Genomic DNA, 16,698 nt, shown 5'->3' with positions numbered 1-16,698 from the left:
TTTTATCTGATACTTTCAGATAACTCTGTAAAGATCACGCCTAATGCGTATGCTCCTGCATCTGGATGCCCGATACTGCGTTCACCAACAGTTCCTGCACGCCCCATGCGGGCAACTATGCCTTCTGTGCTTTTTGCACCTTCTACTGCTGCAATGGCACCTTTTTTAAATGCTGTCTCAAAATCCTCATTATCTGCCGCACTCTCAGCCCAGGCCGCCTGACATGGGATAAGTGCGTCAATTAATGTTTTATCCCCAACTTCTGCACCTTTACCGAACGATCGCTCACCAGTCAACTGAATACCTTTAATAGCCGCATCAATCATATCTGAGAACGCTTTAATTGACAGTTCTTTTTTACCTTCAACTTTTTTGCCGGCTGCTCTAAATGCAGAACCCCAAATCGGACCCGAAGCTCCTCCACATTTTTCCATTATAATCAATGAACATTCTTCAAGGAATTCTCCAATATCATCCGACTGCTCCAGTACATAATCCCATTCTCTTTTCAACTGCTTAAATCCATTTGAAATACTCATACCAAAATCACCATCGCCGGCATGAGCATCCAGTTCACAGAATGGGCCTTCATTTTCAATAATGATTTCGCTCATTTTATCAACTAAGTAAATCATGTTGTTCAATGTTAACGTATCATCAGAAATTTCGGCGTATTTATCAGCTGTTTCTACGGTAAAAGTTGCTGACTGTTTTGTCTGCTCTTCAAAAATATCAGTAAACTCTACGCGGTCAACAGGTCCCGACACTTTGAAAGCCGGGGCATCACTTTCTTTAGATATGAGGGTTTTCAATTCGTCGTCTAGTTTCATAATCGACACCGATACCCCAGCCATGTCTATACTCGTCATATAGTTTCCCACAAACGTTCGACATATTTTCAAGTTGCGCTTCGAAAGTTCTTTGACTACCTCATTATTGAATAAATACAACTCCTGAAGCGGTGTGGCTCCAAAACCATTAATCAAAACTACCAGTTCTTCATCAGATTCACGTGTGATATTTAAATCTTTTATAACATCTGCAGTCATGCGTTCAGCCAGTTCCCTTGCTGTCAACAGTTTTTCTCTTCTAATACCGGGTTCACCATGAATACCAACTCCGTACTCCATTTCATCTTCTGCCAATTTGAATGTCGGAGATCCTTTAGCGGGCAAAGTACAGGAAGTCAGAGCAATTCCGATACTGCGCACACGATCAGCTGCTTTTTGCGCAACTAGTTTCACCTCGTTCAAAGAGCGACCTTCTTCTGCCGCGGCTCCAGCTATCTTGTGCACTAAAACAGTCCCTGCAACCCCACGACGGCCGACAGTATATAGGCTGTCTTCTACTGCGATATCATCTTCAACTTTGACATAATCAACTTTTACTCCATCTTCTTGAGCGAGTTGAGCAGCGTTCTTGAAGTTCATAATATCCCCGGAATAATTTTTGATGATTAATAACGTTCCTTTGCTGCTTTGTGTTTCTTTTATTGCCTGATAAACTTGTATCTGAGAAGGTGACGCAAAGACTTCCCCACATACAGCAGCGTCCAGCATTCCTTTCCCTACAAACCCAGCATGAGCGGGCTCATGACCGCTTCCACCTCCGCTTATCAATGTTACTTTCTGTTTATCCATTTTTTTCTTTTTAATCACTTTATATTTTCTCAGCAGTTCAAGTTCCGGATGAGCCATAATGATGCCATGGCACATTTCCATCATCAAAGTGTCTGGCGTATTGATAATTTTTTTCATTTCAAAAAACTCCCTATTTTTATTTTTGCTTTGTTTATTCGGTTTTATACTTCGGTTGTTTTTCTGGTACTGACAAACAGCTTCTGATATGATCAAAATCTGACTACTTTACTATCTATATATTACTCAGAAAAATATTTGCTGTTTACTCTTGTTAATAAATATAGACAGGCAGATGAGTGTTTCATTTAACCTGCGATTTCATTATATTTTTCTGATTTTCGTGTAAAAAAACAAGGCCACTATAGAGGATCCGTCATAAAAAAGAGTACAATGGAAGTATATCGGACCTGTTACCATTAGAGCGATGTTACCCATGTAACTCATAAAGATGCTCCCTTACTTTTTCTTTTTTTGGAAAGGATTTTTTTATTCACTGACACTTGTGTTAAACTCTGACCTGTTACTTGACTTCACTCTATAAGTGTCTGACATCGTCATCGGCAGCACGACTAGCCCGGACCACATCTTCCGGCGTCACCGTAAATGCCAGGCTGATTATGGTGTTGATTTCTTTAGTTGCCGATTTCCCGATCTCCAATAGTTTATCGTACGACTTATCCTCCTAATGTATTTTTTCCGGCCTCACTGGCAGCTTAAGTGCTGTGTACATTACTAAAGACCGTTCAATATCCCTAATTTATTTGTTTTCCAGTACCAGCTTGGACTAACCAAAATTCCATTCATGATAAATCCTCTATTTATAGTTTGTGACTCATTTAATTTGTTTACACTATCACATTACTCTGAAAGCGCTTGTTTTTAAACGGACAGTTATCCGAATGTGTCAAAACTCACAATGTATACTCTCGTTATTCATTCATTCATCATATATACTGAAAATAGAATAGGGGGAAACTATGGACCAGTCAATCATTACCAAAAAAGTTATTGCTTACTCTTTCAAAACGCTGATGCAAAAAGAACCTTTTGCTAAAATATCAGTCAGTGATATAATGAAAAAAGCGGATTTAAGAAGACAAACTTTTTATTATCATTTTCAAGATAAGTATGAATTGATAGAATGGATCTATCATACAGAAAGTCAGGAAAACATCAGCGATTTACTTGATTTTGAACACTGGGATTCTATTCTAAAGCAAATATTCGTTTATTTTAATCGTGAACAGAAGTTTTACAAGAACGCTTTAGCCGTATACGAACAAAACGGATTTTCAAATTCTTTGTATGTGAATCTGAGAGAACTCTTTTTAAAAATACTTAATGATGACCACGTCCCCTGCGAACGTTTTACCGATGAAAAAAAGAATCTGGTTTCCAGTTTTTTGGGTCATGGAATGGTAGGTATCATAAAAGACTGGATTCAGTCCGGGTGTAAAGTCTCACCCGAAAAAATGGCATATAATGTGTACACCTATTTACTAGACATATGTGGTACGAGGAGTGAAGCATAATGAAACATATTCAAAACAATCCTAAACAAAATATAGATGCAATGTTAGCCGGCTATTACTTTGAACATAAAGAAAGAATCAGCTATGATTCGGATAACAAGATTATATATCAGAAAAATAAAGATAAAGTTGCAGTCATCAGTGGTGGCGGAAGCGGGCATGAACCTACCCACTTTGGCTATGTAGGAGATGGTATGTTGACGGCAAGTGTTAATGGAGAATTGTTTGTTCCACCTGAATCCGAGGCTATCCTGGAGGCTATCAAAAAAACCGATACGGGTAAAGGAGCACTTCTTATAGTGAAGAACTTCCCCAGAGATATAAAGGCGTTCACAGAAGCAAAAGAAAAAGCATGTGAACTGGGTCATAAAATCGAACTCATCTGTGTCGCAGATGATCATTCCATCGAAGATAATTATACTTACAAAAAAAGACACCGTGGAGTAGCAGGAACTCTGTTCGTTCATAAAATCATAGGAGCCTTTGCAGAAGAAGGCATGGCACTTTCTGGATTGAAACAACTGGGAGATAAAGTTTCTGCAAATCTTTATACACTCGGGGTTGCGCTTAGCCCGGCTAGAGTTCCTGGGAGCGACACCACTTCATTTACACTTAATGATGACGAAGTTTATTACGGCATAGGCATACATGGGGAGAAAGGTTACCGGAAAGTACCTTACCATTCGTCTGAACAACTGGCTATTGAACTCGTAAACAAACTTAAAAGATTGATTGATTGGTCTCCCAACGAAGAGTTCGCCATTTTAGTCAACGGCCTTGGTTCTACTCCATTAATGGAACAATACGTCTTTACGAATGACTTAAGACGTTTGTTAGATTTGGAGCAACTTCATATTTCTTTTGTAAAAGTCGGTTCTCATTTGACATCGTACAATATGCACGGGATATCATTGACTTTATTAAAAATTGCTGATCAAGAATGGATCAATGCCCTCAAACATCAAACCGATGCTTCGCACTGGTAAAAAAATCCATAACAAACATTATTAGATACTAAATAACTCAATATGATTTATAGGATACCCTTAAAGACACACTCATAAGGTGGAAATCCCCACAAATTGAAGTTCAGCATTATAGTTATTTCTGAACTTCAGTTTGCGGGGCAGACCAGACTCTCTATTTGTAGTTCAATCTGAACATATCTTTTTGAACTACACTTCACTTTAAAAAAGTACCTTTGAATAAGCAAAAAAATCCATTACCTAGTTAGGTAATGGATTTTTCTACTTATTGGGAGTTTTCCCTTCTGTTTAGCTGACTTTCATTTATCACTTGTAAACCACTGTACCAGTTTTTCCTAATACTGCTTCTTTTGCTTTTTCCAAAGAAGAGATAATAGCTTTTCTTCCTGGTTTTGATTCAACAAATTTTATAGCCGACTGTACCTTCGGCAACATACTACCTTCAGGGAAGTGACCTTCCTTAATATATCTATCGGCTTCTTCTACGTTCAAACTTTCCAATTCTTTTTGATTAGGTTTACCAAAATTAATAGCCACTCGATCAACTGCTGTTAGAATAAAGAAGAAATCGACATCTAGCTCTTCAGCTAATTTTTCGCTAGCGTTATCTTTATCTATAACTGCTTCGACGCCGATCAACTGATTTTTTTCATTTTCAATGACAGGAATACCGCCGCCTCCTGCACCAATAACAATGTGTCCATTATCAATTAATTCTTTCATCATATTTGATTCTACAACTCTCACAGGTGATGGAGAAGGAATCACTTTCCTGTATCCTCGACCTGAATCTTCTATATAGGTGTCTCCCGTCTGACTTGCTAATACTTCAGAATCTGTTTTTGAATAAAATGGACCAATTGGTTTGGTCGGGTTTTTAAAGGCTTCGTCTTTTGCATCAACCACGACTTGAGTTATCAATGATACGACTGACTTATTGATTCCTCGGTTTATTAATTCAGTTCTTAAAGCATTTTGTAAATGATATCCGATATATCCCTGACTCATTGCTCCTGATTCTGGAAAAGGCATACCAAGCGATTCATTCGATTTAGATTTAGCATATTCCTGAAAAGCTAAGTTTATTGCACCGACTTGCGGACCATTACCATGAGATAAAACAACTTCATGACCCTGCTCAATCATGTCAGTGATTGCAACGGCAGCGTTTTTTGCCAATTGACGCTGTTCTTCAGCGTTTTCACCTAGGGCATTTCCTCCTAGAGCAATCAATATTTTACTCATCTTTATCCCCCTTGTATACATTTACAAATTCACTTATGGCTTTTTCGAAACAAGCAACCGGAGGATGGACGATTCCTGCTCCTACCTGGCCTACTCCTGCTTCTTTGTGAGCCATGCCTGTGTTGATCACTGGCAGAATATTCGTATCGATTACTTTTCTTATATCTATACCGAAAGCTCCACCTCTAAAATTCAAGGCCGGGATAGAAAAATTACTGTTCTCACCTGCTGTTATCTCATACATCTGCTCACTGTAGTTTATAGCATCTTGTACTTCTCCACCCACAAACTGGACGATTGCCGGTGAAGCACCCATTGCAAATCCGCCTATACCCATCGTTTCTGCGATTGTACTGTCACCTAAATCTGGTGCAGCATCATCTTCACTATAACCGGGGAAAAACATCCCTTTGACAAAGTTTGCTGGAGCAGTAAACCACTGACCTTTATCTAATCCACTCACTTTTATTCCAAATTCAACACCATTTCGAGCCATAGCTGTCACAATAGTTGAATACTTTATACCATGAGCTGCATCTAAAGCTGACTTACATGCCGGCATAGAAAGATTCAAGAAGTAATGATCATTCCCTTTAATGAATTCAGTAACTTCTCTCAATTCTTGTTTATCACGATCGGTTTGCAAAAAATAATCAATGATTTCTCTATAAAATAAACTGGTAGAAGCTTTGTTTCTGTTATGACACTCGTCTCCCATATGAAGAGCTTGAGATGTAATGGATTTCAAATCTATACCGTTAGAAAGACTTAAAGCTTCTTTCAATACAGGAGCAAATTTTTGTTCGATCCATTTCAGACGATCGATTACATCTTTAGAGTTGGCTCCAAAACGAAGAACTTTACCAAGCCCTTCGTTTACTGTGCAATACGCTTTGTTTCCGTTGGTGCGATTTTCAACCACATGGACGGGCATTGATGGAGAAATGATCCCCGCCATCGGACCTACTGCATCATATTCATGAGCGGGGGCAAATTCAATTTCTCCAGAACCTGCCATTATTTCCGCATCTTCATGCGTATCTGCTAATCCTTCGTACATTAAAGCACCTATGATTGCGCCCTTAACGGGTCCACACATGTTGTGCCATTTAACAGGAGGACCTGCATGTAAAATCAATTTACTATGCATTCCCGGTATCACTTTAATTGCCTGATCAATATCCACTAAGAATGCATGAGCATCTTTAATCACTTTAATTGTTTCTTGATTCGCTTGTTCAACATCTTCTTTGTCATTCAAAAAATCTAGTGCATTAATCAATTCAATGTTTCCTCCAGCAGGCGGACGCCAATCGTACTGAACGGCTTCTACCTTCTGAAAATCTAAATCTGTTTTAAATGTGGATGTCCCAATATTAATGATCTTCAGTTCTTCGTTGAGTATATCGTTTTTTAATTCCAATTAATTTACCTCCTTATTAGCAATCATACCGGCTATTTTACTGGCTTCTGCATTACTCTTTGCTACTAAAATACCGATATCAGTCAACTTTCTTTCCTGATCAGCTAAACCCTGCTTGTCGGAATCCGTTCCACAAACATATGCAACAATAGAAAGATAACGTCCAGCTTTTTCAGCTACATTTTTAGCTTCGATCAATGTTTCAAGAGATTCACCCACTGGATCAACATGCGAGCCATAACCTAATTCAAAATCCAATAGTAGAACAGCTGTATTAGGATTATTTGCCTCTTTCAGGATACGTTCATTTCGAAGATTCGGTTCAATCATAGGATGCGGTTTCCCTTTGGTAAATTCATCGTCACCCATGTCCAGTAAAATATGTGTGTCGCTTGAGGCTGTATCTGATAATTTTTCTACTGCTTTTTTCGCTACATTACTTTGAATGACTTTCACACTGTTTCGCAATACTGACAGTGCTTCAGCTGTCAAAGTCCCTCCGCAAAATAGTCCTTTGATATATTTCTGCGAATCAGCTAAGCGGTTCATTTCATCTTTCAAACTATTGATTGTTTCATTACTTAAGTCGTCATTAAACGTTACAGATTCATCAAGGTTTAATATAGACAATTTTGCGGCTTCGATTAAGTTGGAAGCGAATTGAGCACCCGAGGCCTCTACTTCATTTTTGTCTCCATCAAGGAAGCAAACAACGATCGGTTTCGTACTTTCTTTCACTTTATTCAATATTTTTTCTTGAACGGCTTTTGAAGGGGGTTTCGAAATCAACGTGATAACTTTCGTGTTATCGTCTGCCTGCAGTCTTTTCAGACCTTCCAGCATCATGATTCCACCGATTTGCTCACTTAAATCTCGTCCACCTGTACCGATGGCGTGAGTGATACCATAACCCATACGATCTATTTGAACAGCCACTTCTTGTAGTCCAGTTCCCGAAGCAGCGACTAAACCAATTCCGCCTTGTTTAACGTTATTCGCGAAACATAAACCTGTGTTATTGATCATCGATGTTCCGCAATCCGGACCCATAACGAGCAAGTTTTTCTCGGCACCTAATTCTTTAAGTGACTTCTCGTCTTCAATAGAAACATTATCACTAAATAGCATAACGTTTAACCCTTTATGAAGAGCTTGTCGAGCTTCTCTCGCCGCATATTCTCCCGGTACTGAAATGATCACAAGATTGGCATCAGGAAGTTCATTTAGAGCTGCATTAAATGTCGACACAGCTTCATTCCCATTTTTATTTTTACCTGATTTTTTTGACGTTAATTCTTCCTTTATGAAGTTGATGGCATTCTCTAGTGCCTCTTCGTTTATAGCTTTAACGGCAATAATCAAATCGTTTTCTGTAGCAGACTGACTTTCTTCAGTAGCCAATCCAATATTATTCAATAAATCTTTGTTCATTTGTGTAGCCATCGAAACAACGGCATCACTCACACCTTCTTGAGATAAAACTTTGCTTGAGAGTGACATCAAGGTAACTGAATCATGGTATGCATTTTTTTCAATCAAAACTTTTGTAATCAAACTGATCTCTCCTTTTGAATTCTTTTATTAATTGTTCTAAAGCAAAACTAACGCCTGAAAGCATATCTGTTCCCGAGGTGGAACCAATACTCTTTAGTTGCTTCAACGATCGATCTATTTGTTTTTTTTCACTAAATAGATTTAATAATGCTTCATTAAAATATCCATCCAGCGCAAAAGTCAGCATGTGTGTGCTGACGCGCGTTGTTTTGCCTAAGATACTCTCTTTACTTATTTGACTTTTGATCCCATTAATAAATTGCCTTGATGTGTCATAACTATACAGAGTAGCCAACACACCTACTATGAAATCATCGCCGGATGGGGTTAATCCAACTCCCAATCCGATTAACTTCTTAAGATTATCTCCGTCGAATTGTTCAGATAACTGTTGGAGCAATTGTCTGAAATAGTTGTCGTAAATACTATTGAACTTCAGATCCTCATTATCATTTGTCGCTCTCGACAAGTAAGCGTTCAATATTCCACCTGATTTCCCCTCGTTCCTCAAGAAGCTGTTTACTTCTTTTAGCATGTCTACTAATTTCGATCCATTTACTTCTGTAAGTGGAAGAAGACATTGCCATCTGGTCGAAGAACAAAAAATCAACCGGTCATTATTCACACTTATTTGCCCTTTTTCATCAAAATAAAAGGTATCTCCAATATCAACCGATTGCTTTAAGTGATTAAAGTCATTTTCATCACTTATTTTGAGCATGAACGGAGCTGATATTACCTGGGTGTTGGCTATTGTGATCAATGATGAAGGCAGACTTGTTTCGACATTAATTACTTTATCGAAAATATTAACAACAGTACCGACAAATTCGCGTTCCCCAATTCGATCTATTAAATTGAACAGTTCACTGTCCATACTGCTGATCAATATATTCATCATTTCACCCCGTTAACTCTCGTTGTTTAATTCTTGTTTTTCATCTGGATGTCTATAGAAATGGAAGACTAGTAATCCCAAAGCCATGGTTACATAACCCAAGGCTGCACTGGAACCCGTACCTAGTCCAATTTGCCCTGCGTGTATAAATCCGAAGAATGATAGACCCGCAGTTAAAAGACTGTACATTGCTGCTACTTTAAAGTTTTTATCTATCAAGAAAATAACGATTGTGATCAGCATCATAGACACGAGGATATCGGAAGATCCCAATACTCTCCAGCCTTCATAATAGACCCCGTTATCTCTTAAAACTTGTAACCCCACTTCATTTGCACTTGTACCAGCAGCAGTTAACGCATTATTGATCTGCAATATCACGAAACTACTGATAAATGGCATCAAGCCCAAAATCATTGCGGGTACATGTTTAGGATCAGCCGTCGTATATGCTTGAGTTCCTATTGTCATAGAAATGTAGACTAAGATCGGAAGTAAAGCAACCAACGGTATAACAGACATAACGAGAGGCATGAGTCCAACAAAAGCAAGTATCATCACACCGATACCCGTAGCAAGTGAATAACCGACTCTTGCTCCAGTAGCTTTCCATCCTGGATGACCGATATAAATGATTGTTGGGAAAGGACTTCCTAAAATAGACCCTAACATTGTCAGAACTCCAGGTACTAATAATGTTAAGCCTGTCGGATATTTATCTCCTCCTACTTCAGCACTTTCGATATTATCTAAGCTCTCTAAGAAATCATAGATTGCTAAAGGTATCGCAGCTGCTAAAAATGGTGAAATATAAGCAAATCCTGTCATTAGTTGTGCGAAGGCAAATGATGGAACTGAAATCGAGAAACCGGCTGCGGCTTCTTGAACGGCATTGACGTCCATGTATCCTGTGGCCCAAGCCAGTGACATACCGATAATAATGGCAAGAAGTCCTGCTGGAATATTACCCGGTAGTTTTTTATGAGCAATCCAGCCCCCCAGTACAATAACCAGAGTAAGCAAGCCAATATAAGGTGTACTGAATATTTCTCCCATCGGATTCATGGCTATATAAGTGACTGCTAATCCAGCAAGGGAACCCAGTAAGGCGCTTCTTGGAATATATTTCTGGATGAACGGTCCAACTACGGCTCCAAGAGTCATAATGATCCCTTGAATCAAATTCCAAGCGACACCTGTTGACCAGGCAAGCATCCAGTCTTGAGTCTGAGCATAAACGGGCAGCATGACTCCGAAAGCTACGATGAAGTAATGCGGCACGCTCAGACCATAAGGTAGAGCAGTTATATCAGATTTTTCTTGTTTAATAGATGCTCGTCTTGCCTGTATTGCAAAGATGATTCCACCAAGACCGAGTGCTATAGCTGTTCCAGGCACAATGTTGCCGTATATTATATCTCCGGGCATGTTTATAGCTGCCAACAATCCGATAGCCGCTAGGAAGTTTGTCAGTACGTTACTGAACAAACCAAAAAATCCATTAATATCCCCTTTTACGAACCACGGTGTTGATTTATGACTATTTTCCATAAATTTATCTCCTCTTGTCTTGAAATTATTTTTTCAGTTCTTCCAGTAAATATTTAGATGGTGTTGTCCAGCCAAAGATCCCACCTTGCTGGTTGATCATACGAATAGAATCTTCATGGTCTCTCTTGTCGAAAGCCGCGCAACAGTCTTCCAACATCAAGCATTCGTAACCGCGATCATTGGCTTCTCTGATAGTCGTTTGCACACAGACATGAGTAGTAACACCCGATACAATTAAGCTTTTAATATTCTTGTTTCTCAAAATAGACTCTAAGTCAGTTTGATAAAAAGCGCCTTTTCCAGGTTTGTCTATGACAACTTCGTTTTCTTTTGGTTGTAATTCATCGACAATATCATGGCCGTATTCTCCTCTTACCAAAATCCTTCCCATAGGACCCTGTTCGCCAATCCCACCACCTCTTTTTGCTTTACTTTCAGGGACATCTGTCAGATCAGGTCTGTGACCTTCTCTGGTATGAATAATGAGCATATCTTTTTCTCTTGCAGCTTCTAAAACTTTTTTAACATTTGGAATAATTGAATTGGTAGCGGAAACATCATTTCCCAGCTTTTCTCCAAACCCTCCTGGATACAAGAAGTCTCTCTGCATATCAATGATCATAAATGCTGTCGACTCAATATCAAACTCGAACTCATATGGTTTGGCCGGTACTTTATAATTTTTTGTCATAGGTAATTCCTCCATTATTATATTTTTTTAAATAGTTCATTATCACGATGATTAGGGCTACAAGCGTGTAACTTAGAGCTAACTCACCCCCTACATTGAATCCCACGGTTTGAGAATGAATCACTCCAAAAAATGAGAAAGCAGCTCCGAAGATGGCTACTATACTTGCCTTGAAGAAGTCATTATCGATGATAAAACTTAGAATAGCAGACCAAAGCATGCCTACGATTATGGCCCCTGAACCCAAGACAACCATACCGCTATATTCAACACCAGCTTCACTCAATATATTTATTCCGATATCAGCTGCATTGGTATTTAAAGATGCTAGGCTATTGTCAATTAGTGTGCGTCCCCAATCAGCTAACCAAGGTATGATAGCGATAACCACAGCAGGAGCGTATTTTTTCTCAACTTCTTGAAAAGCCTGCGAACCAATAACCAGACCGACATACACCAAAATGGGTAAAATTGCTTGGATAGGTATAACGTTTAATAGCAGCGATATTAATCCTAGCCAAGTAATAGCTAAAATACCTACACCCGTTGCTAGCGTGTAACCGATTCTTGCGCCGGCTTCTTTCCAGCCAGGATGACCAATAAACACTGCTGTTGGGAACGGACTTCCAAATAGACTTGCTAATATACTTGTTGAGCCATCTGCTATCATCGTATGGAACGTATTATAATTATCCCCCGCCGCTTCAGCGCTCTCAATATTGTCGATCGTTTCAAACATATTATAAATACCCAGCGGAATTGCAGAAATCAAGAATGGCGCAGCTTCAGAAAATCCAGTGGCGATTCTATAAACTGAAAAACTAGGTAAAGATATTGAAATGGAATCGAAGGATTCAACGAGTAATTGGAAATCCATTAAGCCGGTAGACCATCCAATTACTGTTCCAATCACTATAGCAACGAACCCCACTGGGATTTTAAACGGAAAACTCACTCTGCCAAACCAGCCTAACAAGATTATGACAAGCGATATCAATCCGACGTAAGGCACATCAAACGTCTGCATCGCCGGCGTCATAGCGATAAATGTGATGGATGCTCCTGCAAGAGATCCCAGCATTGCCGCTCTAGGTATGATCTTTCTTAATTTTTCGCCAAAAATTGAACCTAAAAGTTCTATCACTCCTTCAATGAATCCCCAGGCTAGGCTTGCATACCATGCCAAGTATGGATCGCCTGTTTTTTGATAAACAGGTCCCATGATTAGGTAAACGATTAAAAACATGTGGGTGACACTACTGCCAGAAGGTAAAGATGTGACAGTGTTTCTATTCTCTTTGACCGCTAATTTATATGCCATAACAGAATAGATGATGCTGCTTGCAAAAATAGACAGACCCACGGCAGGTAATATCTTTCCAAAAGTAATATCTGCCGGGATCCCTATGGCCATCAACAGTCCAGCCATCACTAAAAGATTCGTCAGATTATTGGTAAACAAACCGAAAAAACCATCAATATCAGTACGCTGCCATATCTTTATGGCTTTTTTTGGGTTCAACATACTGCCCTCCTTAAATTGTTTTAATGCTATGAATATATAGTATCACTCACCTCTCGATTATTCATTGTAAAGGTTTGCCATAAAAAACGCTTCCATTTTGTATGTTATTGACAGATAAAACCCTACGATAGATTACTCGCAGGGTTTATCTGGTATCAAGTTGTATTGTTCAGATAAGATAGCAGTTGGCAGGCAACAGCTATTTCAGTCATTTCATTTCCATCTTTAATTTCTATTCCAAGCTCGTTTAACTTGTTGACCCTATACCTCAAAGAATTGTAGTGAATAAATAACTCGTCGGCACTTTTCTTCACATTCATATTATTTTTGATCAAAACTTTCAGTGTTTTAATCAATTCCATATCATTTTTTTCATCACTGGCTATGACCGTTCCCAGTTTTTCCTCCACGTACTTACTTAAATAATCTTTGTCTTTTATCAAATGGAATATTTTATAAATACCTATGTCATTATAAAACTCTATAAATGACTCATCCTTATAGACCTCTTTATAAATATTTTGAACCAGCACCGCATCGTTATATGAACTTTGAATTTCATCAATAGAATAAATTTTATCAGAAATACTGATCTTTATGGATCCATACTTTTTAAAATGTTTAGCTATTTGCTCACTAGCTCTTTTCAGTTTAGTGGATAGGTCTGTTATGAGGGCTACACTTATAAAACAAATGATATGGTCATTATGCAGCGCTACTTTACAATTTTCTAAAGGAATTTCACAACTCCGGGCTATTTCTTCTGTTATTATCCCACTGTCTATAGATTTATAATAACTTGCTACTTTGTTATCCTCGTGATTATTTGTAATATCGATCAGCAAGATAATATTGGGGAAATGAAAGTTCCATTTAAATACTTTGGCTTTCTCGATTAGTTCGGATTGGAACTGATAATTTTCATTAATGATATCTCTAATAAAATTATCCAAATAATTCCTCTCTTTTTGAAGCAGTGTCTGTCTGTTCTGTAACAGAAAGGCAAGTAATATAATTGACTGCTCGACTATGATATCCAAATATTCCAATCTACTTTTATCATTTTTCTTTATTAGTATGATGTATCCTAGAATTTTCTCCCCGGCATCGATTGGTTGTATGATCACATTTTTTCGTAAATATACCTTCCCTTCAAATTGTATACACGGTTCATCCTCAAGAAATTCAATTTTGTTTATAGATTTAACATAAAATTTATCATCCATGACTTTAAAATTGACGGAAGAGTCTGAACTTGAAGCTTCTACAAATTTCAGTTGTTCACTTATTATGATTATATCCATACTTGTGACAACCGATACATAAGAAAGTAAATCTTTTATGTCTGCACCGCTAAGCAACAACGTATGCAGCTTACTGGAAATACTCTCTCTGAACTCCAGCTCTTTTGTCTTCTTTCCGAGTAGTTCGGTTAAAATATCATTTAAAAGAAAAGAAAAATTTGAGGTAGAGGGGAGCTGTAAAACCGGCAGAGACAGATCATCGGCCTGCTCAAGCATATAAGCTGGAATCTCCTCGACATACCTTCCTACTTTTATAGCCACTCCTGCTAGCCCCAGTTTTTTTAATTCAGGGATGAAATTTTTCATAGCCGTCTTATTATCCACGATTGGGTATAAGGTTGTGAACAACAGACCACCTTCATTTACATAAGCAGATATGTCCGGAACTTCCATCACATAAACATTCTCGATATCGTTATTTAACCCGTCATGTCCTGCTACAACATCGACATTTTGAAAATTATCTAACTTTAATATTTCCTGCATAGTAACTTTCAACTGCGCACCTACTTTCAAATTTCTCCTTGTGTATTATTGCATTATACTGTAGCATTCACTATTAGTAAAAGAAGGAGAGATCATAGTGACTAAAGATGTATTTGTTTTTGACCATCCATTACTGCAACACAAACTGACGATGATCCGAAAAAAAGAGACAGGTTCTAAAGAATTTCGTGAATTAGTTCAAGAGGTCTCCTCTTTAATGGCATACGAAATGACCAGGTCCTTACCTCTCAAAGAGATTGAAATCGAAACTCCTGTGTCCAAAACAAAATCTTATGTATTAAGTGGAAAAAATATCGCAATCATCCCCTTAATGCGTGCCGGATTAGGCATGGTGAACGGTATTTTAAACATGATTCCCGTGGCGAAAGTTGGGCATGTAGGTCTCTATAGAGATCCTGAAACTCTAGAAGCCGTAGAATATTATGCTAAATTCCCTAAGGATATAGACAAACGTGAAATTTTTATAGTGGATCCTATGCTGGCTACTGGCGGAACAGCTATTGCTGCCATCCAAGCTTTAGTTGAACGCAACGCAAAAAACATTAATTTCATCTGTTTGATTGCTTCTCCTGAAGGAATATCTGCTGTACAAAATGCATTTCCTGATGTTCAAATCTACACAGCCGCAATCGACCCAGGGCTAAATGAACATAGCTATATCACCCCAGGTTTTGGAGACGCCGGAGACAGATTATACGGTACTAAATAATAGTCGAAAAATAAAAAATTGCATTCTAATCGTTAAATTTCAACGAATAGAATGCAATTTTTTTATTTGTAAAAGTTCCAGAATCATCAACACATTTTTAATCATACTAATATTTACTGGTTTATACACTCATCACTCATAAAAGAGTCTAGTTTTGCAATGCCTGATTAGCTGTGATGATTGCTGTTTTGTAAACATCTTCTTCTATAGATCCACGGGATAAGTCGGAAACTGGCTTATTCAATCCCTGCAAGATTGGTCCCACAGCTTCAAAATTGCCTAAACGCTGAGCAATTTTATAGCCGATGTTTCCTGATTGTAATTCAGGGAAGACGAACACAGTTGCTTGTCCGGCCACTTTTGAATCGGGTGCTTTTTGTTTGGCTACGGAGGAAACGAATGCGGCATCAAACTGCAGTTCACCGTCAATTTCAAACTCCGGTGCCATCTCTTGAGCGATTCGTGTTGCTTCTCGTACTTTATCTACTTCTGGAGATTGTGCGGAACCTCTAGATGAGAAACTCAAGAGAGCAACTTTAGGATCGATACCGAACATTTGAGCTGTACGGGCACTTTCTACTGCAATTTCCGCTAAGACTTGAGCATCTGGATTCGGATTGATTGCACAGTCAGAGAATACATATTTTTCCTGGTCACGACCACGTAGCATGATAAAGGCACCAGATGTACGGCTGACACCCGGACGTGTTTTGATGATTTGAAGTGCTGGTCGAACGGTCTCACCAGTAGAGTGAATAGCCCCACTGACTAATCCGTCTGCTTTATCCATATATACAAGCATTGTCCCAAAATAGTTCACGTCTCTCAATTGTTCTCTTGCTTGTTCTTCGGTTGCTTTTCCTTTACGACGTTCAACAAACGCTTCAACCATTTCATCGTACTTATCGTAAGTATTCGGGTTCATGATATCAATGCCCGTCAAGTCAAAACCGTGTTCTTTGGCAACCGTTAATACTTCGTCCTTGTCACCAATCAAAATAGGTGTGAGTAAATCATCATGGTACAAACGAACAACAGCACCTAAAATACGTTCATCTTTTGCTTCAGGAAAAACGATCCTTAAATCTTTCCCTTTGATTTTACTTTTTAAACTGTCAAATAATTCCACAGAA

General features: G+C 38.5%; 14 protein-coding genes. 3 read left to right on the top strand and 11 right to left on the bottom strand.

Going from position 1 to position 16,698, the window contains the following annotated elements:
- Positions 1 to 2: 2 nt before the first annotated feature.
- A complete protein-coding gene (gene dhaK / locus ACO1PF_RS07765; RefSeq protein WP_423188500.1) occupies positions 3 to 1,757 on the bottom strand; it encodes a dihydroxyacetone kinase subunit DhaK in 1,755 nt (584 codons plus the stop codon).
- A 418-nt stretch (positions 1,758 to 2,175) separates the two neighbouring features.
- Complete coding sequence (locus ACO1PF_RS07760) at positions 2,176 to 2,298, bottom strand: hypothetical protein (RefSeq protein WP_423188499.1); 123 nt, start codon at positions 2,296 to 2,298, stop codon at positions 2,176 to 2,178.
- Positions 2,299 to 2,617: 319 nt separating this feature from the next.
- On the opposite strand from ACO1PF_RS07760, the gene dhaS reads away from it, so the two are divergent.
- Complete coding sequence (dhaS, locus tag ACO1PF_RS07755; protein WP_423188498.1) at positions 2,618 to 3,172, top strand: dihydroxyacetone kinase transcriptional activator DhaS; 555 nt, start codon at positions 2,618 to 2,620, stop codon at positions 3,170 to 3,172.
- Positions 3,172 to 4,158, top strand: a complete 987-nt coding sequence (gene dhaQ / locus ACO1PF_RS07750; protein ID WP_423188497.1) for a DhaKLM operon coactivator DhaQ — start codon at positions 3,172 to 3,174, stop codon at positions 4,156 to 4,158. The genes dhaS and dhaQ overlap by 1 nt, the downstream gene beginning before the upstream one ends.
- Before the next feature lie 306 nt (positions 4,159 to 4,464).
- Here the strand turns inward: dhaQ and arcC are convergent, their stop codons facing one another.
- The 8 genes from arcC to ACO1PF_RS07710 form a co-directional block, all read right to left on the bottom strand.
- Positions 4,465 to 5,403 carry a carbamate kinase gene (gene arcC / locus ACO1PF_RS07745; protein ID WP_423188496.1) on the bottom strand — a complete coding sequence of 313 codons (939 nt, stop codon included), beginning with the start codon at positions 5,401 to 5,403 and terminating at the stop codon, positions 4,465 to 4,467.
- Positions 5,396 to 6,826: a DUF1116 domain-containing protein gene (locus tag ACO1PF_RS07740; RefSeq protein ID WP_423188495.1), complete on the bottom strand. Its 1,431-nt coding sequence runs from the start codon at positions 6,824 to 6,826 to the stop codon at positions 5,396 to 5,398. The genes arcC and ACO1PF_RS07740 overlap by 8 nt, the downstream gene beginning before the upstream one ends.
- Complete coding sequence (gene fdrA, locus ACO1PF_RS07735; RefSeq protein ID WP_423188494.1) at positions 6,827 to 8,380, bottom strand: acyl-CoA synthetase FdrA; 1,554 nt, start codon at positions 8,378 to 8,380, stop codon at positions 6,827 to 6,829.
- Positions 8,358 to 9,278: a DUF2877 domain-containing protein gene (locus ACO1PF_RS07730; protein WP_423188493.1), complete on the bottom strand. Its 921-nt coding sequence runs from the start codon at positions 9,276 to 9,278 to the stop codon at positions 8,358 to 8,360. The genes fdrA and ACO1PF_RS07730 overlap by 23 nt, the downstream gene beginning before the upstream one ends.
- Before the next feature lie 12 nt (positions 9,279 to 9,290).
- Complete coding sequence (locus ACO1PF_RS07725; protein ID WP_423188492.1) at positions 9,291 to 10,829, bottom strand: hypothetical protein; 1,539 nt, start codon at positions 10,827 to 10,829, stop codon at positions 9,291 to 9,293.
- A 25-nt stretch (positions 10,830 to 10,854) separates the two neighbouring features.
- A complete protein-coding gene (locus ACO1PF_RS07720; protein ID WP_423188491.1) occupies positions 10,855 to 11,520 on the bottom strand; it encodes a cysteine hydrolase family protein in 666 nt (221 codons plus the stop codon).
- The gene (locus ACO1PF_RS07715; RefSeq protein WP_423188490.1) at positions 11,504 to 13,045 is read right to left on the bottom strand and encodes a hypothetical protein; all 1,542 of its coding nucleotides are present in this window, start codon (positions 13,043 to 13,045) and stop codon (positions 11,504 to 11,506) included. The genes ACO1PF_RS07720 and ACO1PF_RS07715 overlap by 17 nt, the downstream gene beginning before the upstream one ends.
- Positions 13,046 to 13,200: 155 nt before the next feature.
- Positions 13,201 to 14,865 carry a PucR family transcriptional regulator gene (locus ACO1PF_RS07710; RefSeq protein ID WP_423188489.1) on the bottom strand — a complete coding sequence of 555 codons (1,665 nt, stop codon included), beginning with the start codon at positions 14,863 to 14,865 and terminating at the stop codon, positions 13,201 to 13,203.
- A 121-nt stretch (positions 14,866 to 14,986) separates the two neighbouring features.
- Here ACO1PF_RS07710 and upp point away from each other — a divergent pair, with 121 nt between their 5' ends.
- Positions 14,987 to 15,565 carry a uracil phosphoribosyltransferase gene (gene upp / locus ACO1PF_RS07705; protein ID WP_423190526.1) on the top strand — a complete coding sequence of 193 codons (579 nt, stop codon included), beginning with the start codon at positions 14,987 to 14,989 and terminating at the stop codon, positions 15,563 to 15,565.
- A 148-nt stretch (positions 15,566 to 15,713) separates the two neighbouring features.
- Here upp and pta read toward each other — a convergent pair whose 3' ends face one another.
- Positions 15,714 to 16,694 (bottom strand): phosphate acetyltransferase, encoded by a 981-nt coding sequence (gene pta / locus ACO1PF_RS07700; RefSeq protein WP_423188488.1) that lies wholly within the window; start codon positions 16,692 to 16,694, stop codon positions 15,714 to 15,716.
- Positions 16,695 to 16,698 lie beyond the last annotated feature (4 nt).

Origin of the sequence: Alkalibacterium sp. f15 (genome assembly GCF_049389645.1) — a bacterium.
Taxonomy (GTDB): domain Bacteria; phylum Bacillota; class Bacilli; order Lactobacillales; family Carnobacteriaceae_A; genus Alkalibacterium.
Note: the sequence above shows the minus strand (reverse complement) of the source record. Positions and strands in the feature narration are given on the sequence as shown.

Excerpts from the sequence above, each read along its gene's own strand:
- dhaQ (WP_423188497.1), top strand. The coding sequence starts at position 3,172 with ATGAAACATATTCAAAACAATCCTAAACAAAATATAGATGCAATGTTA.
- dhaS (WP_423188498.1), top strand. The coding sequence starts at position 2,618 with ATGGACCAGTCAATCATTACCAAAAAAGTTATTGCTTACTCTTTCAAA.
- upp (WP_423190526.1), top strand. The coding sequence starts at position 14,987 with ATGATCCGAAAAAAAGAGACAGGTTCTAAAGAATTTCGTGAATTAGTT.
- ACO1PF_RS07725 (WP_423188492.1), bottom strand. The coding sequence starts at position 10,829 with ATGGAAAATAGTCATAAATCAACACCGTGGTTCGTAAAAGGGGATATT.
- ACO1PF_RS07730 (WP_423188493.1), bottom strand. The coding sequence starts at position 9,278 with ATGAATATATTGATCAGCAGTATGGACAGTGAACTGTTCAATTTAATA.
- ACO1PF_RS07720 (WP_423188491.1), bottom strand. The coding sequence starts at position 11,520 with ATGACAAAAAATTATAAAGTACCGGCCAAACCATATGAGTTCGAGTTT.
- dhaK (WP_423188500.1), bottom strand. The coding sequence starts at position 1,757 with ATGAAAAAAATTATCAATACGCCAGACACTTTGATGATGGAAATGTGC.
- ACO1PF_RS07715 (WP_423188490.1), bottom strand. The coding sequence starts at position 13,045 with ATGTTGAACCCAAAAAAAGCCATAAAGATATGGCAGCGTACTGATATT.
- arcC (WP_423188496.1), bottom strand. The coding sequence starts at position 5,403 with ATGAGTAAAATATTGATTGCTCTAGGAGGAAATGCCCTAGGTGAAAAC.